The 21784-nt window shown below is 72.2% G+C and carries 22 protein-coding genes and 1 pseudogene; 18 read left to right on the top strand and 5 right to left on the bottom strand.

What is annotated here, in order from left to right:
- Positions 1-412: 412 nt before the first annotated feature.
- The 12 genes and pseudogenes from Pen02_RS30930 (at position 413) to Pen02_RS30875 (ending at position 12998) form a co-directional block, all read left to right on the top strand.
- Positions 413-757, top strand: coding sequence for a TcmI family type II polyketide cyclase (locus Pen02_RS30930; protein WP_203869683.1), 345 nt, complete (start codon positions 413-415; stop codon positions 755-757).
- Positions 754-2751 carry an acetyl-CoA carboxylase, carboxyltransferase subunit beta gene (gene accD, locus Pen02_RS43100; RefSeq protein WP_203869682.1) on the top strand — a complete coding sequence of 666 codons (1998 nt, stop codon included), beginning with the start codon at positions 754-756 and terminating at the stop codon, positions 2749-2751. Before Pen02_RS30930 ends, accD begins: the two co-directional genes overlap by 4 nt.
- A 254-nt stretch (positions 2752-3005) precedes the next feature.
- On the top strand, positions 3006-3506 hold the full coding sequence (gene accB / locus Pen02_RS30920) for an acetyl-CoA carboxylase biotin carboxyl carrier protein (RefSeq protein WP_372445704.1): 501 nt from the start codon (positions 3006-3008) through the stop codon (positions 3504-3506).
- A gap of 19 nt (positions 3507-3525) precedes the next feature.
- Positions 3526-4866, top strand: a pseudogene (locus Pen02_RS30915) (acetyl-CoA carboxylase biotin carboxylase subunit); the annotation flags it as partial.
- Positions 4867-5174: 308 nt separating this feature from the next.
- Positions 5175-6002, top strand: a complete 828-nt coding sequence (locus tag Pen02_RS30910) for an SRPBCC family protein (protein ID WP_203869680.1) — start codon at positions 5175-5177, stop codon at positions 6000-6002.
- A complete protein-coding gene (locus Pen02_RS30905) occupies positions 5995-6432 on the top strand; it encodes a cupin domain-containing protein (RefSeq protein ID WP_203869679.1) in 438 nt (145 codons plus the stop codon). Before Pen02_RS30910 ends, Pen02_RS30905 begins: the two co-directional genes overlap by 8 nt.
- Before the next feature lie 44 nt (positions 6433-6476).
- The gene (locus tag Pen02_RS30900) at positions 6477-7781 is read left to right on the top strand and encodes a beta-ketoacyl-[acyl-carrier-protein] synthase family protein (protein WP_203869697.1); all 1305 of its coding nucleotides are present in this window, start codon (positions 6477-6479) and stop codon (positions 7779-7781) included.
- A gap of 116 nt (positions 7782-7897) precedes the next feature.
- Entirely contained in the window at positions 7898-9112 is a 1215-nt protein-coding gene (locus tag Pen02_RS30895; protein ID WP_203869678.1) for a beta-ketoacyl synthase N-terminal-like domain-containing protein, read from the top strand.
- Positions 9113-9141: 29 nt separating this feature from the next.
- Positions 9142-9456, top strand: coding sequence for an antibiotic biosynthesis monooxygenase family protein (locus Pen02_RS30890; protein WP_203869677.1), 315 nt, complete (start codon positions 9142-9144; stop codon positions 9454-9456).
- A gap of 155 nt (positions 9457-9611) precedes the next feature.
- Positions 9612-10466 carry a helix-turn-helix transcriptional regulator gene (locus tag Pen02_RS30885; protein WP_203869676.1) on the top strand — a complete coding sequence of 285 codons (855 nt, stop codon included), beginning with the start codon at positions 9612-9614 and terminating at the stop codon, positions 10464-10466.
- A gap of 155 nt (positions 10467-10621) precedes the next feature.
- Positions 10622-11395, top strand: a complete 774-nt coding sequence (locus Pen02_RS30880) for a glucose 1-dehydrogenase (RefSeq protein WP_203869675.1) — start codon at positions 10622-10624, stop codon at positions 11393-11395.
- A 175-nt stretch (positions 11396-11570) separates the two neighbouring features.
- A complete protein-coding gene (locus tag Pen02_RS30875; protein ID WP_203869674.1) occupies positions 11571-12998 on the top strand; it encodes a BNR repeat-containing protein in 1428 nt (475 codons plus the stop codon).
- A 63-nt stretch (positions 12999-13061) separates the two neighbouring features.
- On the opposite strand, the gene Pen02_RS30870 is transcribed toward Pen02_RS30875, so the two are convergent.
- Genes Pen02_RS30870 through Pen02_RS30860 form a run of 3 tightly spaced genes read right to left on the bottom strand, consistent with a single transcriptional unit; the run spans position 13062 to position 15009 of the window.
- Positions 13062-14258, bottom strand: coding sequence for an RNA polymerase sigma factor (locus Pen02_RS30870; RefSeq protein ID WP_203869673.1), 1197 nt, complete (start codon positions 14256-14258; stop codon positions 13062-13064).
- Positions 14255-14596, bottom strand: a complete 342-nt coding sequence (locus Pen02_RS30865; protein ID WP_203869672.1) for a YciI family protein — start codon at positions 14594-14596, stop codon at positions 14255-14257. The genes Pen02_RS30870 and Pen02_RS30865 overlap by 4 nt, the downstream gene beginning before the upstream one ends.
- 14 nt (positions 14597-14610) lie before the next feature.
- Positions 14611-15009, bottom strand: coding sequence for a VOC family protein (locus Pen02_RS30860; RefSeq protein ID WP_203869671.1), 399 nt, complete (start codon positions 15007-15009; stop codon positions 14611-14613).
- A gap of 253 nt (positions 15010-15262) precedes the next feature.
- Between Pen02_RS30860 and Pen02_RS30855 the strand changes: the two genes are divergently transcribed.
- The gene (locus tag Pen02_RS30855; protein WP_239141575.1) at positions 15263-16360 is read left to right on the top strand and encodes a GDSL-type esterase/lipase family protein; all 1098 of its coding nucleotides are present in this window, start codon (positions 15263-15265) and stop codon (positions 16358-16360) included.
- Between the two features lie 125 nt (positions 16361-16485).
- On the opposite strand, the gene Pen02_RS30850 is transcribed toward Pen02_RS30855, so the two are convergent.
- Entirely contained in the window at positions 16486-16734 is a 249-nt protein-coding gene (locus Pen02_RS30850; RefSeq protein ID WP_203869670.1) for a hypothetical protein, read from the bottom strand.
- Positions 16735-16815: 81 nt separating this feature from the next.
- Positions 16816-17130 (bottom strand): hypothetical protein, encoded by a 315-nt coding sequence (locus Pen02_RS30845; RefSeq protein ID WP_203869669.1) that lies wholly within the window; start codon positions 17128-17130, stop codon positions 16816-16818.
- Between the two features lie 246 nt (positions 17131-17376).
- Here Pen02_RS30845 and Pen02_RS30840 point away from each other — a divergent pair, with 246 nt between their 5' ends.
- The 5 genes from Pen02_RS30840 to Pen02_RS30820 all read left to right on the top strand — a co-directional run bounded on the left by Pen02_RS30840 (position 17377) and on the right by Pen02_RS30820 (position 21775).
- The gene (locus tag Pen02_RS30840; RefSeq protein WP_203869668.1) at positions 17377-18171 is read left to right on the top strand and encodes a helix-turn-helix domain-containing protein; all 795 of its coding nucleotides are present in this window, start codon (positions 17377-17379) and stop codon (positions 18169-18171) included.
- The gene (locus Pen02_RS30835; RefSeq protein WP_203869667.1) at positions 18162-18350 is read left to right on the top strand and encodes a DUF397 domain-containing protein; all 189 of its coding nucleotides are present in this window, start codon (positions 18162-18164) and stop codon (positions 18348-18350) included. Before Pen02_RS30840 ends, Pen02_RS30835 begins: the two co-directional genes overlap by 10 nt.
- Before the next feature lie 191 nt (positions 18351-18541).
- A complete protein-coding gene (locus Pen02_RS30830; protein WP_203869666.1) occupies positions 18542-19066 on the top strand; it encodes a SigE family RNA polymerase sigma factor in 525 nt (174 codons plus the stop codon).
- Complete coding sequence (locus Pen02_RS30825; RefSeq protein WP_203869665.1) at positions 19063-20502, top strand: hypothetical protein; 1440 nt, start codon at positions 19063-19065, stop codon at positions 20500-20502. The genes Pen02_RS30830 and Pen02_RS30825 overlap by 4 nt, the downstream gene beginning before the upstream one ends.
- A 274-nt stretch (positions 20503-20776) precedes the next feature.
- Positions 20777-21775: an MBL fold metallo-hydrolase gene (locus tag Pen02_RS30820; protein WP_203869664.1), complete on the top strand. Its 999-nt coding sequence runs from the start codon at positions 20777-20779 to the stop codon at positions 21773-21775.
- Positions 21776-21784: the final 9 nt, after the last annotated feature.

The following is a 21784-nucleotide window of genomic DNA, read 5'->3' as shown; positions in this document are numbered from 1 at the left end:
CAATCGCCGTCACGCTCAGTCAATCGGCTGGTCGGCAATCCGACGTACCCCACGGGCCGGCGCAGAGATGCTCTGAGCTGGGCATTAGCTCTCCGAGTCCGATAGTCGCGGCGTCATCCCGGGCGTGTCCGGAGCGTCGCGATCCGGCATTCTGCCCGGTTGCCGTCACCGGAGCGTCACCGTGTCGGGTGGCTGCGGTACGCGATCGGGTGACATTCCGTTGACACCCCGTCGGCAGGGTGGTCACCAGTCGTCCGGACGAGGTCGCAGTCGGGGGATCAACCGGGGGAGATCGACGATCGACCGGGGAACCAACCGGGGGGTCGGGGATCGACCGGGGAGAGGCCCCTGTCGCGGCCCGGTGCCGGTGTCACCCATCCGGAGCGCGGGAATCGCCCAGGGAGGCTGCGCCATGGATCGCTCACTGATCGTCGCGAAGGTCGTACCGGACGCCGAGGGGCGGGTGGCGCAGATCTTCGCCGAGTCGGACCGGACCGACCTGCCCCGGCTGGTGGGCGTACGGCACCGATCCCTCTACCGGCTGCACGACCTGTACGTCCACCTGATCGAGACCGAGAGCCCGGGTTCCGCCGCCGTGGAGAACGCGCGCCGGCACCCGGAGTTCGTCCGGGTCAGCGAGCGCCTCGCCCCGCACATCACGCCGTACCTGGCGAACTGGCGGGTGCCGTCGGACGCCATGGCCCGGTGCTTCTACCGGTGGGACGCGCCGACCACTCTCGCCGGGGCCCAGCGATGAGCCGGCGTACCCCGACCGGCACCATCGCGCGCCGGAGCGGCTACGCCGACCTCGACCAGCAGCCGTGGATCCGCTGCCGCTCCTGCCCGGCGCTGCTCTACCGCAAGCGGCTGCGGCGCAACCTGGACGTCTGTCCCGAGTGTGGTGACCACCGCCGGTTGGATGCGCCGGAGCGGATCTCCCAACTCGTCGACCGGGACTCGTTCCGGCCGTTGCCGAACCCGGCGACCCAGGTCGACCCGATCGGGTTCGTCGACTCGATGCCGTACCCGCAGCGGCTTGCCGCCGCCCGCGCGGAGACCGGCCTGACCGAGGCGGTGCTCTGCGGTACGGCGACGCTCGGCGGGTACCCCCTGGCGTTGGCCGTGATGGACTTCCGGTTCCTCGGCGGCAGCCTCGGCTCGGTCACCGGCGAACTGATCACCCGGGCCGCCGAACACGCCCTCGCCGACCGCCTGCCGCTGCTCCTGGTCACCGCGTCCGGCGGGGCCCGGATGCAGGAGGGCGTGCTGGCGCTGATGCAGATGGCCACCATCAGCCAGGCGATCGCCGCGCTGCGCGAGGCAGGGCTGCTGACCGTCAGCCTGGTCACCGACCCCACCTACGGCGGCGTGGCCGCCTCGTTCGCGACCTGCACCGACATCGTGTTGGCCGAGACCGGGTCCCGGCTGGGGTTCGCCGGTCCCCGGGTGATCCTGGAGACCATCCGGCAGACGCTTCCGGCCGACTTCCAGACCACCGACTTCCTGCTCCGGCACGGTCAGGTCGACATGGTGGTGGAGCGGCACGGCCTGCGTGCCAGGCTGCGGTGGTTGTTGGCCGCCGCCGCCCCGGCTCCCGGCCGTCCGGCCCCGACGGTGCCGGTTTTGGACCACCCGGCCGAAACGGCACCGGCTCCCGACCGGCTGTCCGGGACGGGGCTCGGCCGGGTCTCCGGAGCGCCCTCCGATCTACCGGCCGGAGCGCCCCCCGATCTGCCGGCCGGAGTGCTTCCCGCTTCGTCGGGCGGGGTGCTTCCCGAGCTGTCGGGCGGAGTGCTTCCCGGTCCGTCGGCTGGAGTGCTTTCCGGGCCGTCGGGCGGAGTGCTTCCCGGTTCGTCGGGCGGGGTGGTGGATGGCGTGCCGAGCCCGGCGGCGCGGGCGCGAACCGGTGGCGCCGACCCCCGGGACGGGAGCGACGCCTGGCGGATAGTCCGGTCCGCCCGGCACGCCGGGCGGCCGACCACGCTGGACTACCTGGCCACCGCCTTCGACGGGTTCGTGGAGCTGCACGGTGACCGGCTCGGCGTCGACTGCGCGGCGATCGTCGCCGGACTGGCCCGGCTCGGTGACCGGTACGTTGCCGTGGTTGGGCACCAGAAGGGACACCAGCCCAGCGAGCTGCGGGCCCGGAACTTCGGCATGGCCAGCCCGGCCGGCTACCGCAAGGCGATGCGGGTCATGCGGCTGGCCGCCGGGTTGGGCCTGCCGGTGGTCACCCTGGTCGACACCCCTGGCGCGCACCCGGGGGTGGAGGCGGAGCAGCAGGGCCAGGCGGCTGCGATCGCCGAGAGCATCCTGGCGATGACCGGACTGCCCACCCCGGTCGTCGCGGTGATCATCGGCGAGGGCGGCAGTGGCGGAGCGCTCGCGCTGGCCGTGGCCGACCGGGTACTGATGCTGCGTAACGCGGTGTACTCGGTGATCAGCCCCGAGGGCTGTGCCGCGATCCTCTGGCACGACCGGGCCGCCGTGCCCCGGGCCGCCGACGCGCTCCGGCTCACCGCACCCGACCTGCTGCGGCTCGGGGTCGCCGACGAGATCGTCGCCGAGCCGCCCGAGGGCGCGCACCGGGATCCTGCCGGTGCTGCCCGGCTGCTCCGCCGGGCGCTGCTGGAGAACCTGGCACCGCTGCTCGACGTGCCCGCCGGGGACCTGGTCCGGCGCCGACGCGGGCGCTTCCGCCGGTACGGTGCGGCGGCCAGCGTGCTGCCGGCGGGAACGGGGTCCGAGTGACCGCCCCGGCGATCCCCGGGCAGCCGGGCCCCGACGGGCCGGCCTCGGCGGCGGCACAGCAGCGCGTCGGCGGCGGTGCCGAACTCACCCGGCCGACCGTGGCGGCGGAACCACAGGACGTCGGCGGTGACGCCGACCTCGCCGAACCGACCGACAGGCTTGCCGGGCCGGCCGACGGCTCGTTCGATGGTTCGGTCGACGGCTCGTCCGGCGGTTCGGGCGACGGCTCGTTCGATGGTCGGATCGACGGATCGATCGACGGTTCGGGCGACGGTCTGCTCGACGGTTCGGGCGACCGGGAGACGGAACTCACCGAGCTGCGCCGGCAGGCGGGCCGGCTGGTGGCCGAGACGCCCGGGCCGTTGCGCCGGATCCATCTGCGCAGCGGTGACACGGTGCTGGAGGTCGAGTGGCAGGGTACGGCTGCTCCGCCCGACCGGGTCGGTACCCCCGCCCCGGTACTGGCCGACTCGGCCGCTCGCACCGTGCCGGCCCGGGATGCCGGTGACGACGGCCGCCGGATCGTCGCCGCACCGATGGTCGGCACCTACTACCGGGCCGCCGAGCCCGGTGGCGCGCCGTTCGTCGACGTCGGCGACAAGGTACAGCCCGGTCAGGTGGTCTGCATCGTCGAGGCGATGAAGCTGATGAACGAGGTGGTCGCCGACCAGGTCGGCCGGGTCGTCGAGGTACTCGTCCGGGACGGCGAGCCGGTCGAGTTCGGGCAGCCCCTGATCGCCCTGCTACCCGCGTGAACTCCAGGACGGTGCGGCGGTGTTCGAGAAGATCCTGATCGCCAACCGGGGCGAGATAGCGCTCCGGGTCGCCCGCGCCTGCCGCGAGCTCGGCGTGCGTACCGTGGCGGTGTACTCGGTCGCGGACCGGGACTCGGCCGTCGTCCGGCAGGCCGACGAGGCGGTCTGCATCGGGCCGCCGGAGGGCCGGCAGAGTTACCGCAACGCCGCCGCCATCGTCGAGGCGGCCCGCCGCACCGGGGCACAGGCCGTGCACCCCGGCTACGGGTTCCTCTCCGAGGACGCCGACTTCGCCGAGATCTGTGCCGACAACGGGCTGGTCTTCATCGGACCCCGGCCGGAGGTGATGCAGGCGCTCGGCGACAAGGCGACGGCGCGGGCGCTGATGCGGGACGCCGGCCTTCCCCTGCCGGCGGGCAGCCTGAGCACGCTCGACACCGCGGCCCGGGCCCGGGAGGTCGCCGACGAGATCGGGTACCCGGTGATCGTCAAGTGCGCCGCCGGTGGCGGTGGGCGCGGGATGACGGTGGTGCGGTCGGCCCAGGAGTTCGCCTCGGCGTACGAGCGGACCAGGATCACCGCGCAGGCGGTCTTCGGCGACGACCGGGTCTACGTCGAGCGGTACCTGACCCAGGCCCGGCACGTCGAGGTGCAGGTGCTCTGCGACGGGTACGGCAACGGCGTACACCTCGGCACCAGGGACTGCTCGGTGCAGCGGCGGCACCAGAAGCTGGTCGAGGAGGGTCCGGCGCCCTCGCTGTCGGCCGGTACCCTCGACGCGCTCGCCGAGTCCGCGCTGCGCGGCGCGCTGCGGGTCGGCTACAGCGGTGCCGGGACCTTCGAGTTCCTGGTCGACGAGGCCGAGCGGTTCTCCTTCATCGAGGTCAACTGTCGGATCCAGGTCGAGCACCCGGTCACCGAGATGATCACCGGAGTCGACCTGGTGCACGAGCAGTTGCACGTCGCGGCCGGCGTACCGCTGCGGTTGCGCCAGGCGGACGTCCGGATCTCCGGGGTCGCGGTGGAGTGCCGGGTCAACGTCGAGGACCCGGACCGGGGCTTCGCGCCGACTCCCGGTCGGCTGACCAGGTTCGCCCCGCCCAGCGGGCCGTTCACCCGGGTCGACACGCACGGCTACCCGGGTTACCTGGTGGGGCCGTACTACGACTCGCTGCTGGCCAAGGTGCTGGTCTGGGCGCCGAACCGGGATCTGGCGCTCGCCCGGATGGAACGGGCGCTGCACGAGTTCGACGTCGACGGCCCCGGCGTACGCACCACCATCCCGTTCCTGCGGAGGGTGCTCGACGACGCGGGTTTCCGCAAGGGGCGGTACTCGACCGGCCTGGTCGACCGACTGCTCGGCACCGCCGCCGCGCCGCCCCTGCCCGACCAGCCCGCCCCCGTCCCCGACCAGCCCGCGCCCGTCCCCGACCACGCCGACTCAGCCCCGGGTCAGCCCGAGGCCGTTTCCGTCCCCGGTCAGTCCGCCCCCGCCGCCCCCGCTCCCGCCCCCGACCAGCCCGGCGCGGCTTCCGGTCAGCCCGACGCCGTCGCCGTCTCCGGTCAGCCCGGTCCCGTCCCCGACCAGCCCGGCCCCGTTACTGGCCAGGCCGCCGCCGAGCCGCGAGCTGTCCCGTCCACTACCACCAATTCTCCGAGGAGGACCAGATGACCGTCAGGCACGACGACCCGGCACTGACCGGACCGACCCAGCGGGAGCCGGCCGCGTCGCCGGTGACGGCAGCGGAGATCACCGCGATCCTGGTCCGGCACTGTGGACTGGCGGCCGACGCCGCAGCCGCCGCGCCGAACGCCTCGCTGGAAGAACTCGGGATGGACTCGCTGGCGCTGCTCGAACTACAGGCGGTGGTGGCGGACCGCTACCGGGTGCAGCTCCCCGAGGAGGCTGGACGGCTCAGCATCCCCGAGGTCGCCGAGGTGGTGGCGCACCAGTGCGAGGAACCGGCGTCGCTGGCCCCCGCTGCCACCGGCCGACCGGGGCACACCGAGAACAGTGTGTTGATCGTGGCCCCGCCGCAGTTGGTGTGGGACCTGACCAACGACGTCGCGGGCTGGACCGGGCTGTTCACCGAGTACCAGTCGGTGGAGATCATCGAGCGGAGCGGTGACACCGTACGGTTCCGGTTGACCATGTATCCGGACGAGAACGGGGTCACCTGGAGCTGGGTCAGCGAGCGTACGGCCGATCCGGTCCGGCGGGAGGTGCACGCCCACCGGGTGGAGACCGGGCCGTTCGAGTACATGCGGATCCACTGGCGCTACGCCGAGGTGCCGGGCGGCACCCGGATGACCTGGACGCAGGATTTCGAGATGCGCCCGACGGCGCCGGTGACCACCGCCCAGATGACCGACCGGATCAACGCCAACAGCCGGATCCAGTTGGACATCATCCGGGACAAGATCGAGCGGATCGCCGCCGAGCTGGAGGTCACCCCGCCGGCCGCCGCCTCGGTCGCCGGAGCCGGCGATGAGTGAGCCGGGCCGCCGGCTGGTGGCCGCCCGCGACATCGATTCGGACCGCCGCCGGGGTGGCGAGATCCGGGTACTGCTCGGCCCCCGCACCGTGGGCAGCATCTCCGGCTTCATGGGGGTGGCGAACCTCGCTCCGGGCGAGCGGATCGCCGAGCACTACCACCCGTACAGCGAGGAGTTCCTCTACGTGGCCCGGGGCGCGATAGTGGTCGACCTGGACGACGAGCCGGTGCCGGTCGGCACCGGGGAGGCGCTGTACGTGGCGGTGAACGTCCGGCACCGGCTGCGCAACGTGGCGGACGAGCCCGCCGAGGTGGTCTTCCAGCTCGGTCCGCTGGCACCGCGCCCGGAACTCGGGCACGTCGACACCGAGTCGGCGGCGGAACCGTCCGCCGTCGGCGTGCCGGCCGGGCTTCCGGAGGCCGGACCGTGACCGGGCGCCAGAGCGCGGAAACCGTGCGCGAGCGCCGGAGCGCGATGAACGGGGCCGGGAGTCGCAGCGCGGTGGGCGGGAGCGGGCGCCGGAGCGTGGTGACCGGGATCGGGGTGGTCGCCCCCGGTGGGGCCAGCCGGGACGAGTTCTGGGCGACGATCACCGCCGGCCGGACGGCGACCCGCCGGATCAGCTTCTTCGACCCGTCGCCGTACCGCTCCCAGGTGGCGGCCGAGTGCGACTTCGATCCGGTCCGCGCCGGGCTCGGCGTCGCCGAGCGTCAGCGGGCCGACCGGTACGTCCAGTTCGCGCTGGCCGCGTCGATCGAGGCGCTGGCGGACAGCGGGCTGGAACTGTCCGACGCGACCCGGGAGCGCACCGGGGTGGTGCTCGGCTCGGCCGTCGGCGGCACCATGCTGCTGGAGCGGGAGTACGTGCAGGTCAGCGACTCCGGCGCGGACTGGCTGGTCGATCCGAACCGGGCCGGCCCGTTTCTCTACCAGGCGCTTATGCCGAGCAGTCTGGCCGCCGACGTCGCCTGCCGGCACGGGCTGCACGGTCCGGCCCAGGTGGTCTCCACCGGCTGCACCTCCGGAATCGACGCCATCGGGTACGCCCAGCAGCTCATCGCGGACGACGAGGCGGACGTGGTGCTGGCCGGCGCCTCGGACAGTCCGATCTCCCCGGTCACCGTCGCCTCGTTCGACGCGATCAAGGCGACCACTCCGGACAACGACGATCCGGCGCACGCCTCGCGGCCGTTCGACCGGGACCGGCACGGCTTCGTACTCGCCGAGGGGGCGGCCGTGCTGGTGCTGGAGGAGGCCGAGCACGCCCGGCGGCGGGGCGCGCGAATCTACTGCGAGGCCGCCGGGTACGCCAACCGCAGCAACGGGTACCACATGACCGGACTCCGCCCGGACGGTGTCGAGATGGCGCTGGCCATCGACGACGCGCTGGACCAGGCCCGGTGCGACCCGACCGACGTGTCGTACGTCAGCGCGCACGGCTCGGGTACCCGGCAGAACGACCGGCACGAGACGGCGGCCTTCAAACGGTCGCTCGGGTCGGCGGCGTACCAGGTGCCGATCAGTTCGATCAAGTCGATGGTCGGGCACTCGCTCGGGGCGATCGGCGCGATCGAGATGGCGGCCTGCGCGCTGGCGATCGAACACGGGGTGGTGCCGCCGACCGCCAACTGGGCCAACCGGGACGTCGAGTGCGACCTGGACTACACCCCGAACACCGCCCGGGAACTGCCGGTACGGGTGGCGCTCTCGGTCGGCAGCGGGTTCGGCGGCTTCCAGTCGGCGATGGTCTTCACCCGGTTCGGCGGGCCGGACCGGTGACCGGCGGGACGGGCGGGGGCAGGGTTCGGCGCCCGGCGGGCGTTCCGGACCGCTCGGGCGGGGGCGGGGTTCGGCGCCCGGCGGGCGTTCCGGACCGCTCGGGCGAGGGCCGGGCGGTGATCACCGGTGTCGGTGTGGTGGCGCCGAGCGGGATCGGTGCGGACGCGCACTGGAAGTGCGTGCTGGCCGGGCAGAACCGGATCGGCCGGATCACCCTCTTCGACCCGGACCGCTATCCCAGTCGGCTGGCCGGCGAGGTGGCCGACTTCGACGCGTTGCACTACACCGAGAGCCGGCAACTGGTGCAGACCGACCGCTGGACGCACCTCGGGTTCGCCGCCGCCCGGCTCGCGCTCGCCGACGCCGGGCTGCCGGAGCTGGCCGCCGACCCGTACGAGTACGGGGTGACGCTGGCCAGTTCCTCCGGCGGCAACCTGTTCGGGCAACGCGAGTTGCAACGACTCTGGCGGGGACCGGCCCGGACCGTCGGGGCGTACCAGTCGATCGCCTGGTTCTATGCGGCCAGCGTCGGCCAGCTCTCCATCCGGCACCAGTTCAAGGGCCCGTGCGGGGTCCTGGCCGCCGAGTCGGCCGGTGGGCTGGACAGCCTCGCGCACGCGGTACGGATGATCAGGCGCGGCACACCCGTGGTGCTGGCCGGCGGCACCGAGTGCCCGCTGAGCCCGTACGCGCTGACCTGCCAGATGCGGGGCGGGCTGCTGAGCACCTGTCCGGAGCCGGCGTTGGCGTACCGGCCGTTCGACGTGGCGGCCAGCGGCTACGTACCGGGGGAGGGCGGCGCGGTCTTCGTCGTCGAGGACCTGGCGCACGCCCGCGCCCGGGGGGTGCGCGGCTATGCCGAGGTCGCCGGCTGGGGTGCCAGCCACGACGCCCGGCACACCGACCGGCTCACCTCGGGCGACCCGGTGCAGTACGCCCGGGCGATGCGGCTCGCCCTGGACCGGGCCGGGGTGGCTCCGGCGGAGGTGGACGTGGTCTTCCCGGACGCGCTCGGCGTACTCCGCTACGACCGCGCCGAGGCCGAGGCGCTCCGCGGCGTGTTCGGGGTACGGCCGCCGCCGGTGACCACCCAGAAGCCGCTGGTCGGGCGGGCCCACCAGGGCGGATCGGCGCTGGACGTGGCGACGGCGCTGCTCGCCATCCGGCACGGGGTGCTGCCGCCGACGGCCGGCGTGGACCGGCCGGCGCCCGGCTGCGAGCTGGACTTCGTCTGGGAGTCCGGGCCCCGGCGGGTGGACGTGGCGCTGGTCGGCGCCCGGGGGTTCGACGGTTTCAACAGCGCCGTGGTGGTCCGGCGCGGTCCGGCGTAGCCGGGGGAGAGGACGGAGGGACGACCGGGATGTCGAAGGCAAGAGTGCTGTTCCTGATCCGGGTGCCGCGCGAGCGTACCGAGGATTTCCTGAAGGCGTACGAGCAGATCCGTTACCAGGTCGCCGAGGGGGTGCCGGGGCACCTGGTGGACCAGGTCTGCGAGGCGTCGAGCGATACCGAGCAGTGGCTGATCACCAGCGAGTGGGCGTCGCTTGCCGACTTCGAGGCGTGGGAGCGCAGCCCGGGCCACCGTGAACTGGCCGCGCCGCTGCGCGCCTGCATCACCGAGGCCAGGTCGATCCGGTTCGTGGTCCGGGAGGAAACCTCGGCCCGCCGCCCGTGACACGGCTGACGGGCGCGGGACACTGCTACGCACGCGGGCACCGCCGCACGATCCGCCGCCCGTGACGCTGCTGCGCGCGTGAGTACCGTCGCACCACCCCGCTGCCCGGTCTCCGGGCGTTGCTACCGAGCCATATGGCCGGGCTACCGTGACATATGGCCAGCGAATCCCCGGTCGTGGCGCGGCGTCGCCGCGAGCAGCTCCGCGACTTCCTGCGTACCCGGCGGGCGCGGCTGACCCCCGGTGACGTCGGCATGGCGGCGGGTGGCCGGCGCCGGACGCCGGGGCTGCGCCGCGAGGAGGTCGCCGTGCTGGCCGGGGTCGGGGTGTCCTGGTACACCTGGCTCGAACAGGGCCGCGACATCAACGTCTCGGTCGAGGTGCTGGACGCGATCGGCCGGGCGCTGCGGTTGACCGGGCCGGAGCGGGAGCACCTGTACCTGCTGGCCGGTCTCCACCCACCCCGGCCGGGCGGTGCCGGCGCCGCGCCGGTCACCTCGGAGTTGTGGCAGCTCCTCGACGCCTGGGCGCCCCGCCCTGCGGTGCTGCGGGACCGGTACTGGAATCTGCTCGCCGTCAACGGGGCGGCGCGGACGGTGTTCGGCTACGGCGACACCGACCACAACTGCCTGATCACGTTCTTCACCAGCGCCCGGTACCGGGACGTGTGCCTAGAGTGGGCGTCGGCGGCGCCGGCCGTCGTCGCCGCGTTCCGGGCCGACGCCGCGCATTGCCCGGGCGACCCGGAGTTCGGCCGGGTGGTTGACGACCTGCACGCCGTCAGCCCGGAGTTCGCCGAGTTGTGGGCCCGGCACGACGTCGGCGTTCCCGGCCAGGTGGTGAAGGCGGTGCGGCATCCCGAGGTCGGCGACCTGTTCCTCGACACCACGACCCTGGCGGTGGTCGACCACCCGGACTGGTATCTGGAGCTGTCCCACCCGCGTTCCGGCACCGGCACCGGAGCCCGGCTCGAACGGCTGCTGCCGACCCGCGCCGCCGTGCCGGTCTGACCGATCGATCGATCCGACGAGCGTCTTCGTCGGCACGTCGCGCTTCCGCCCGCGCCGAGAACCGCGCGGACGAGGGCGTCGGCGAGGGTGGTGGTGCCGCTCCCCGGATAGCTGCGCACTGTTCGCTCCGTACCCCGGTTGACACGCTCGTTCCCATGACGCACAGCTTCTTCCGGTTCGACGACAGGATCGCGCTCATCACCGGCGGTACCAGCGGAATGGGCCTGGCCACCGCGCGGCGGCTGCTCGCCGAGGGTGCCCGGGTGGTCATCACCGGACGTGACCGGACCCGGCTGGACGCCGCGGTCGACGATCTGGGCGGCGGGGACCGGGTACTCGCGTTGCGCGGCGACGTGGCGAGCCTGGCCGACGTCGATGCGGTGACGGCCGCGATCCGGGACCGGTACGGCCGCCTGGACGTGGTCTTCGCGAACGCCGGTGTCGCGCTGTTCCGGCCGAACGGAGACTTCACCGAGGCCGACTTCGACCGGGTGGTGGAGATCAACTTCAAGGGTGTCTTCTTCACCGTCCAGCGGACCGTTCCGCTGCTGTCCGAGCGGGCGGCGATCGTGATCAACGCGTCCTGGACGATGTACCGCGGTCTGCCGGGTGCCTCGCTCTACGCGGCGACCAAGGCGGCGGTGCAGAACCTGACGCACACCCTCGCCGCCGAACTGGGCCCCCGGGGAATCCGGGTCAACTCCGTGAGCCCCGGCTACATCGCGACCCCGATGTTCCACGACGCCATTCCGGTCGAGGCGCATGCCGGTGTCGTCGCCGGGATCGCCGCCGGTCGGCTCGGTACCGCCGAGGACGTCGCCGACGCGGTCGCCTTCCTCGCCTCCGCCGAGGCGTCCTACGTCAACGGGCAGGACCTGGTCATCGACGGTGGCCTGGTCGCCGCCGTACGGGAGGCGGTGGCGGGGTAGCCCACGGCCCGGCGCGGACGACCCACGTCGCCCCGGCCACCGACGGCCGGCCGAGTTGGCGGCTGGGCTGTCCGCGTTCCGGGGTGTGGCCACGGCTTTTGGATCGATGGACATAGATGTAAGTTGAATCCATTCATTCGGGAGCGCCGATGGCGCCCGGCGCGAGGGAGAAGCCATGCCCGCCCCGTCGTCCCGTCGGGCCGCGTCGGCGGCGTCGCTCGTCCTCGGCGTACTCGCCGGGGTGCTGGTCGTGCCGCCCGGACCGGCGGTGGCGGCGGCGCCCGGGGTGACCCGGCTCGGCGACACCCAGCTCGACGCCAGCGCGCTCTACTTCGTCTCCTACGACGGGGTGGTCAACAACAACTCGTACGCCGACGGCATCGTCAGCCACGCCGGCTACCAGTACGCGGCCTGGTACACGGCCAGCCGCAACGCGGTGATCGCCCGCCGGCAACTGCCGTCCGGCGCGTGGCAGACCGTGCAGTTGTCGCACCGGTTGACCACCAACGACTCGCACAACTCGATCTCGCTCGGCATCTCACCGGACGACGGCCGGCTGCACATCGCGATGGACACCCACGACAGCGAGATCCACTACGTCAGGTCCGAGGCCGGGCTCGTCTCCGCGCCGGCCTCGCGGACCTGGGTCGCCGGCCGGTTCGGCGCCGTGCAGCGCAGCCTGGACGGGGTCGGGCTGGGCGCGATGACGTACCCGCAGTTCCGGCTGGCGCCCGGCAACCGGCTCCAGTTCAACTACCGGACCGGGCGCTCCGGCAACGGCACCAACGAACTCGCCGAGTACGACGGCTCCACCTGGCGCCGGCTCGGCCGCTGGTCGGCGGCGACCGGGTCGTACAGCGCGAACGGCGCCACCAGCACCACCCGGAACATGTACCTGCACGGGCTGACGTACGGGCCGGGTGGCCGGCTGCACGCCGCGTTCACCTGGCGGGAGGGCAACTCCGCGATCACCTGCAACAGCGGCGGCCTGACCAACCACGACACCGGCTACGTCCACAGCGACGACCAGGGCCGGACCTGGCGCAACAACGCCGGCACGCTCGTCGGCACCACCAACTCCGGCACCCTGGTCTCGGTTTCCGGCCCGGGACTGGTGGTGGACCCGCTGCCGCCGAACTACGGGCTGATCAACCAGGAGAGCCAGGACGTCGACTCGACCGGCAACCCGCACGTGGTCATCAGCTACGTACCCGGCCGGTTCACCTCGTGCGTCACCTCGTACGCCTCGGCCCGGCGGGCCAACGGCCGGGCCTTCCACCTGTTCCGCAACTCGTCCGGGGTGTGGCGCAAGGTCGAGCTTCCGGTGGCGTTGAACGCGACGGGACGCTCCCAGATCGTCCTCGACGCCGCCGACAACGCCTACGTCGTGCTGCCGTACGGCCGGATCGTCACCGCCAGCAGGGCCAGCGGCTACACCGACTGGACGCTGCGCTTCGACGGTGCCGGGCTGAGTGCCTTCGGCGAGGTGGTGGTGGACCGGACCCGGGTGGAGAGCGACGGCGTCCTGTCGATCCTCTACCAGCGCGCCTCCAGCGGCAGCACCCCGTCCCCGATCCGGGTGGTCGACTTCCGGCTCGGCTGACGCACTTCCCGACGGGCGTCGGTGGGATGCAGCAGAAAGTGCCTGCCGGCCGGGCGCCTGGGGTCAGGTCCAGTTGAGGCGCTGACGTAGCAGCGACCGCTCGGCCGGGTTGGCGGTCAGCGCGAGAGCCCGCTCGTCGGCGGCACGTGCGTCGTGGGGGCGGTCCAGGTCGCGGAGGAGTTCGGCGCGGGTGGCGTGGAACAGGTGGTAGCCGTCCAGCGCGTCGGTGAGGGCGTCGACCTCGACGAGCGCGGCGGCCGGGCCGGCGACGTAGCGGTTGGCGACCGCGCGGTGCAGCCGGGTGACCGGTGACGGGGCCAGGTGCAGCAGCATGTCGTAGAGGACGAGAATCTGCGTCCAGTCGGTGTCCTCCCAGCGCGGGGCATCGGCGTGACAGGCCACGATCGCCGCCTGGAGTTGGTACGGGCCGGGTCGTCGTCGGGCGGCGGCGTTCGCGATCAGCGCGGTCGCGTCGGTGATCGCCTGCTGGTTCCAGAGCGTCCGGTCCTGGTCGGGAAGCTGGACGATGCCGCCGTTCTCGTCGAACCGGGCGGACGCCCGGGCCCGGTGCAGTCGGATCAACGCGAGTAGCCCGGTCACCTCCGGCTCGGTGGGCATCAGGTTGTGCAGCGTCGCGGCGAGGAACTCCGCGTCGTCGGCCAGGTCCCGGCCCTGGGTCAGGTCGGCCGTGCTGGGCAGGTACGCCTCGTTGAACAGCAGGTACACCACGGACAGCACCTCGGCGAGCCGGTCGCCGAGTTCGTCGTCGCCGGGTACCCGGTAGGGGATGCCGGCCTCGGCGATCTTCCGTTTCGCGCGGGTGATCCGCTGTCCCACCGTGCTCTCCGGGACCAGGAACGCCTTCGCGATCTGGCCGGTGGTCAACCCGCACACCACCCGCAGGGTGAGCGCGACCTGTGCGGTACGCGGCAGCGCCGGATGGCAGCAGGTGAAGATCAACCGGAGCTGGTCGCCCGGATCCGGCTGTGTCGGCCACACCATCAGGGCGAGCTTGCCGCGCCGTACGGCGTCCCGGCGCAGCAGGTCCAGGCCCCGCCGCCGGGCGACCGTGTAGAGCCAGGCGTCGGGTCGGTCCGGGATCCCGTCCACGGGCCAGTGCCGCAGCGCCGCCTCCACCGCGTCCTGGACCAGGTCCTCGGCGGCGGTGAAGTCACCGATCAACTGCACCAGCGACGCGGCGAGCCGGCCCGCGTGGTCCCGGACCACCCGGACCAGCTCGCCGTGCGACACTTCGGTCATCCGGCGACAGGTCTGATCTCGACCACCGGACAGGCCGGCCAGACCCGCGCCATCGCCAACGCCTCGTCCAGGTCCGCGACCTCGACCTCGACGTAGCCGCTGACCACCTCCTTGCCCTCCACGAACGGCCCGTCGGAGATCAACGGTTCCCCGCCCTCCAGCCGCACCGTGGTCGCGGTGTCCGCCGGCAGCAGGTGGGTGTGATGCGTGATCTTGTCGCTGTGGTCGGCGAACCACTGCCGTACCCGCGCGTACGCCCGTTCCCGCTCCGGCTCGTCCATCGCCCGCAGGTCGGCGGCGAACTGCTCGGTCTCCACGAACATCAGCACGTACTTCATGGCCCAGCCCTTCCTCAGTTGGCCGGCAACGCGGCGTACAGATCGATGCCGTTACCGTCCGGGTCCAGCACCGTCGCGTACCGCATGCCCCAGTACGCGTCCCACGGCTCCCGTGACCCCCGATGCCCGGCGCCGGTCAACTCAGCGTATGCGGCGTCCACCTCGGCGGGGCTGCCGAACTCGAACGCGAAGAACGCCGGCGGGCTCCCTGCGGCCCGCGACCAACCCGGTCGGGCCGTCACCGTCGACTTCTCCGTGTCCAGCATCAGGTGCAGACCCCCAGGAAACTCGCAGGAGGCGTGCTCGGGCATCCTCTCGTCGACCTGGAACTCCAGGCCGAGCAGTCGGTAGAAGGCAACGGACGCGTCCAGGTCCGACACGATCACGTCGATCGCGTTCATTGTCGCTTTCATCTGGTTGACTCCCTTTCACCGTGCACCGCCCGCGCGGGCGGCCGTTGTCGTCACCTCGTAGACGACCGGCACGAGCCCGGATCCGACAGTCGCGCAAGATTTTTCCCGGGCGGGGCCTGGCGCCCGCTCGCCCGTTCGGCGCACATGACGGCGCGTTCGCCGCTCAGGCCCGCGCCGGTCCGCCACCCGCCGAGGTCGGGACATTCAATGGAGTCAATCGAAGGCGATGGATGCTTTGGAAGGTGGGTGGCCTATGTCCACGACCATGCGTCGGTGTGCCGGCGCGCTGCTGGCGGCCGTGCTGGTGACGGTGGCCATCCTGGCGCACACCGGCAACCAGGTGCAGGCAGCGGCCGCGGTCCGGGTACTGCCACTCGGGGACTCGATCACCGACGGCTTCAACGTACCCGGCGGGTACCGGATCGACCTGTGGCAGAAGGTGGTGGCCGGCGGCTACACCGTCGACTTCGTCGGCTCCCAGACCAACGGCCCGGCCAGCCTCGGCGACCGGAACCACGAGGGCCACTCCGGCTGGCGGATCGACCAGATCGACGCCAACATCGTCAACTGGCTCAACACCTTCCAGCCCCGCACCATCCTGCTGCACATCGGCACCAACGACATCTTCCAGAACCGCGACCTGCCGAACGCCCCGAACCGGCTGGCCGCGCTGATCGACCGGATCACCACCACCGCCCCCGACGCGAAACTCTTCGTGGCGACGATCGTCCCGGCCGGATCGGCGAGTACCGACGCCCAGGTGCGCAGCTTCAACGCCGCCATCCCGCAGATCGTGCAGACCCGGGCGAACGCCGGCCGTCAGGTGTACCTGGTCAACATGTACAACGCGCTCACCGCCGCCGACCTGGCCGACGGCGTACACCCGAACGCGACCGGGTACAGCAAGATGGCCACCACCTGGTACAACGCGCTGCTGGCCGTACCCGGCAGCCTCACCGACGGCGGCACCACCCCGACCCCGACGCCGACCACCACCCCGACCGGCGGTCCCACCGTCCCGCCGACCACGCCGCCCACCACGCCGCCGACCAACCCGCCGGCCGGCTGTACCGCCTCGGTGTCGCTCAACTCCTGGAACGGCGGCTTCGTCGCGACGGTACGCGTCACCGCCGGCTCGTCCGGCACCAACGGCTGGACCGTCAGCGCCGCCCTGCCGTCCGGCACCACGGTCACCAACGCCTGGAACACCCAACGCAGCGGCAACAGCGGCGTAGTCCAGTTCAGCAACGTGAGCTACAACGGGCGGATCGCCGCCGGGCAGTCGACGGAGTTCGGCTTCCAGGGCACCGGCAGCGGCGTCGGGCTCGGCACGAGCTGCGTCGCCCGCTGACCGCTGCCGAGAGGCGCCGCGCACCGGTTCCGGAACGCCCCCTCCGACCGTGTCGATCGCGACCGCCGGCGTCTCGACCCGACCCACCTGCCCCGGACAGCAGCCTCCGGGGCAGGTGGGTCGGTTCAACGGTCCGTCGGTATCCAGTCGAGGAACCGGGCGGCCAGCGCCACCGGGTCGGCCTGCGGCTGATCGGCCAGTGCGGCGACCAGCCGGGCGGTCAGGTGGTCGCGCAGACCTTGCGGGTCGTCGCGGTACATCGCCGTCAGTACCAGCCGGGCCCGACCGCACGGCCACGGCGCGCCGCACGCCCGGCAGCGGAACAGCGGGCGGGTGTGGGTGTGCGCGCGGAATCCTGCGTACGGGCGCAGCATCACCGACCAGCCAGTTCACCGAGCCGGTAACCGTCGCCGCGATCGTGCTCGGGTGTCGTCTCCAGCCGGGGCACGACAGGCTCAGCTCGGAACGCGTCCGGCGGCGTACCGTGACCGATCCGTCGGCGTACCCGTCGGCCGGGTATTCCGACCCGGCACCCGCCAGGCCGAGCGCTGGTTGACCGCCCGCACCCGGCCCGGCACCGCCACCACCGCCGTGACCTGCACAGCCCGGCGGTACGCGGCACGGTCGAGCGGTGGCACCGTCGGCTCGTACGGTCTCGGCACCAGTTCGACCGAGTCGGGGCAGCGCCAGCGATAGCCGCAGCGGCAGTACCGCCACAGCCGACGCCAGTCCCGTCGGTGTCGCGTACCGATCGTTCGTGATCTTTTCATGTCGTCTCCCGTCGCGAAATGGAAACGGGGACGGCGTCGAATCTTCCAGTGCCCGACACCGCCCCCGCCGGCAACACCCGCCCGTCCTTTCGAACCATTCACTTTCCGGATCCGAACGGCTGCGCCTACCTTCCACCCTGGACGAACAGCCTCTAGGCTCGCTAGGGCAACAGAGCCATCGGGGGAGTCCGACAACCCGATGGGAATTGAATCTTCCGGCCTGGGAATCCTGGGGGAATCGTGGGAATGTCGCCACTGGAATTTCTGCTGCGCGAGTTGAGAAGGCGTCGGGTGGCCGCCGGCCTGACCCAGGCGGCGTTGGGTGAACGGGTGCACTTCTCCGACACGCACGTGAGTGCCGTCGAGACGGGCACCAAGCCGATCAAGCTCGACTACCTCCGTGCGGTCGACGACGAACTCGGCGCGGGCGGGTTCCTGGTCGAGCTGTGGGAGGAACTGGTACGCGACGGCACCGCACCGGCCTGGTTCCGCGACTGGCTGGAGATCGAACGCCGCGCCATCGCCCTGCGCTGGTTCGAAACGGCCTACGTGCCCGGCCTGCTTCAAACCGAGGCGTACGCGCGGGCGACGCTGGCCGGCGAGCGACTCACACCGGACGAGGTGGACCAGCTAGTTACAGCGAGACTGGATCGGCAGGCGATCCTCACCAAGGACCGCCCGCCACTGATCACCGCCGTGGTCGACCAAGCCGTGATCGAGCGTGGTGCCGAAGGCGCCAAGTCCATGATGGCCGAGCAGTTGGCCCACATCGTGGCCTGCGCACAACTGCCCTTCGTGCAGCTACAGGTGGTGCCGACGACGGTTGGCATGTATCCGGGCTACGGCGGACCCTTCACCCTGGCCGACCTACCGGACAACCGGCGGGCGGGTCACGCGGACAACCAGCTCGCCGCACGAATCGGCGACGGAGCCGAGGACGTTGCTACCCTCGTCGGGAGGTGGGAACGAATCCGGGGCTATGCCCTCCCGGTTGACCAATCTCTAGAGCTGATCAAGAAGGTAGCGACGTCATGGAGCTGACCGGCGCCATCTGGCGCAAGAGCACGCGTAGTGGCAACAACGGCGGCAATTGCGTTGAGGTGGCGAGCAATCTGCCCGGGGTGGTCGGCGTGCGGGACAGCAAGGATCGGCAGGGGCCGGTGCTCGCGTTCGCGCCGGACGCGTGGCGGGCGTTCGTCCGGAACGTGCACCCGCGCTGAGCCGTACCGCCCGCTCGGCCCACGATCGCCACATCCTCGAATAGCCCACTCGTACGGCGACGTACCGGACCTCGACCGTCCGGTACGTCGCCGCGCGTCATTTCCCCGACGGGGATGATTTTCTGCCGTCGTGCTTCAACCTTTCCGCCCCGCCCCGGGTCATGGGAGTAGCTGACAGGAGCGGAGAGCAGATGACAGTCGACGACGACGGCTTCCGAGAGTTCGTCGAGACGCGCTACATGGATCTGTTACGCGTGGCGTACCACCTGACCGGATCGGCCCAGGAGGCGGAGGACCTGGTGCAGACCGCGCTGGTCAAGGCGATGCGACGGTGGCGGCGGATCGACGAGCCGATGGCGTACCTGCGCCGGGCGATGGTCAACCAGCACATCACGGTCTGGCGGCGGTACCGGGCCGTCGAGGTGCTCACGTCGATCCTGCCGGACCGGCCGGGGCGGGACGTCGCCGAGCGGGACGTGGCGGAGCGGGTGGTGGAGCACCAGGCGTTGCGCGAGGCGATGCGCGGGCTGTCGAGGCGTACCCGGACGGTGATCGTGCTGCGGTACGTCGCCGACCTGCCGGAGGCGGAGGTGGCCCGGACGCTCGGCTGCTCGGTCGGTTCGGTGAAGAGCCGCGCGTCCAGGGGACTGGCCCGGCTGCGGGAGGCGCTCGGCCAGACGCCTCAGGCTGTGGACGTGATGGGAGCGAAGGGATGACCGGGGATGACCAGGTCGGTCGGATGTTGGTCGAGATGACCGAGCAGCTCACGCCCGTGCCCGACCCGTACGCCCGGGTGCTGGCCCGGCATCGGCGGATGCTGCGCCGGCGGGCGGTCGCGGCGGGTCTCGCCGTGGTCGCCGTGCTCGTGGTCACCGGCGTCGTCGTCGCCGGCACCGGCCACCGGGGTACCCCCGACGGCAGCGTCGTCGCCACCCCGAAGCCGACGACGCCCGAGGGACGGGCGCAGGTCTGGGTCGACCGACTGGTGCAGTCCCCGCCCCGGGGTGCCGTCGGCGGCGATTCGGCCTACATGACCGCGCTCCATCAGAAGATCCGGACGGAACAGGAGGCCGGCCGGTTCGCGCAGTTGACGATGCCGATGCGCGACGTGCGGGTGCTCTTCGTCGACGACGTCGGGCCGGTCCGGGTCGCCTTCGTGGCCTTCGTCATGGCGGAACCGGATCCCGACTCCGGCACGGCCAACGCCGGCAGGTGGCTGGTCGCCGAGGCAGGCGCCGCGCCGGAGGTGTTGGGCAACCCGGAGGCCGTGCAGGCCGTCAGCCCGAGGTTGCAGCCGCACGAACAGCTCACGCTCTACAGCGAGCCCCGCTCGTCCAGCGGTCTGTACGTCGTCTCCATCGCACCCGACGGGTGCGACTTCGCCACCGCACCCCGGTCGGCGCTGACCGGGCCGTCGCCGGTCTGGACCCGGGAGCCGACCGGCTCCTACCTGGTACGCCCCCCGAACACGCTGCGGAACGAGTGGTGGCAGATCACCTGCGACGGCGTACTCCGGGAGCGGGTGCCCGGCCCGCGTTCGGCGTTGCGGGGCGAGTTGACCGAGGCACACCTCGACCAGGCGATCGCCGGGGCGCGCGGCACACCGGACGACCAGCACGCGCGCTCGGCCATCCGGGAGGCGGACAGCTCGGTCCGGACGCACGCGCGCGAACTGCCGACCCTGTTCTGGGGCGGTCGGACCACCGGCACCCCTGGCAAGGAGTACGACGGCGCCGCCGCCGTGGCCGCCGCCCCGATACTCGGCGGCGGTTGGACCGGCATCCTCACCGTCGAGTACGACGAACCCACGCCGCGAGGTGCGTTGGGCAGTCCGGCCGTCTTCTTCGACACCACTGTCGATCTGGCGGACCCGCGATCGCTGCTGGCTATCCCGCTCCAACCGTCCGATTCGACGCTGCTGGTGGTCAGCCCGGTCGGGGCGAAGCACGTCAGGGCGGTCCAGGACGGTCGGGAACTGGTCCGGGCGCAGGTCTCGGACGGGGCGGCGCTGCTCGTCGTGCCGTCCACCGACAAGATCGTCCTGGAAGGGCTCGACGCCTCCGGCAGCGTGATCGGCACCGGCGAGATCGCCTCGCTTCCGGGCACGGGGAACGACGACGGCTACACGAAGTACGGCTGGGAGGAGGAGTGACCTCGCTCGTGCGAGGAGGACCGACCTCGCTCGTGCGAGGAGGACGTCCGTCGCTCGTCCGGTCGCCGACTTCCGGTACCCGCGACGGCCCTGCCACAGTCGCTGACCAGCGCTGATATCGGAACACGTATCGGTGGACCGGTCGGCTGGTCTTGGACGGCGCCGGCCGGGCGGTGATTGGGTTTCCGCACTCGACCGCTCGGCCGGAGCGCTGCCGGCGTCCTGCGAGGGCCGCGCCAGCGCTCCGGTCGAGCCCGATCGGAGGGGGAACTCCATGCCTGAGGCCCGACTCGACCGCCGGGACCTGCTCCGGAGCGCCGCCGTCGGCGCCGCCGCCACCGGGCTCGCCGCCGGCACGCTGGCCGGACCGGCGGCGCCGGCCGGTGCGGCGGGACGCCCGGCCCCGGCCGCCCGGGACAGGTCGCGCAGCGCTGCCGGCGCCGCCGCGACGTTCCGCTGGTTCGGTACGGCCGGCTGGCGGATCGACATCGGCACCCGGACCGTACTTGTCGACCCGTACCTGAGCCGTTACCGGACCGGGCTGTTCGAGGGTGCCATGGACCTGGCCACCCCGCTGACCGTCGACACCGCCACCGTCGACCAGCACGTGGGACGCCCCGAGACGGTACTGGTGACCCACTCGCACTGGGACCACTTCAACGACGTACCGCACATCGCGGCGACGACCGGAGCGCGGGTGCTCGGCACCATGACGACGTACCAGCTCGGATTGGCCGCCGGCATCCCGTCCGGGCAACTGGGTCTGTTCAAGGGCGGCGAGGTGCTCGACTTCGGCGACTACACCGTCGAGGTGGTCGCCTCGCTGCACAGCCGGAACGCGGCGTACTCGATCGGCATCCCGGGGCTGCGGCTGAGTCGGCCGCCGAAGCCGGCCACCGTCGGCGACCTGCCGGAGGGCGACACCCTCGCCTACCAGCTAACCGTCCGGAACGGGCCGGCGGTGTTCTTCATGGGCGCCAGCGACTTCGTGGAACGCAACGTGACCGGGCTGCGGCCCGACATCGCGATGGTCGCAATGGCCGCCAGCACCGCGACCCACGAGTACCTGCCACGGCTGCTCGACGCGCTCGGCCATCCGGCGATCGTGGTGCCGGTGCACTGGGACAACTTCGAGACCCCGCTGAGCAACCCGCCACCGGTCGCGCCCGCCGACCGGCCGCGCCTGGCGGCGATGGTCGACACGATCCGGAAGGCGTCCCCGAGGAGCCGGATCGTCCTGCCGGAATACTTGACCAGCTACACCTTCGGCTGACCGGCTCTG

The organism is Plantactinospora endophytica (assembly GCF_016862915.1).
Classification (GTDB): domain Bacteria; phylum Actinomycetota; class Actinomycetes; order Mycobacteriales; family Micromonosporaceae; genus Plantactinospora; species Plantactinospora endophytica.
The sequence above is the reverse complement of the archived record's forward strand: the minus strand, read 5'-3'. Positions and strand labels throughout refer to the sequence as shown.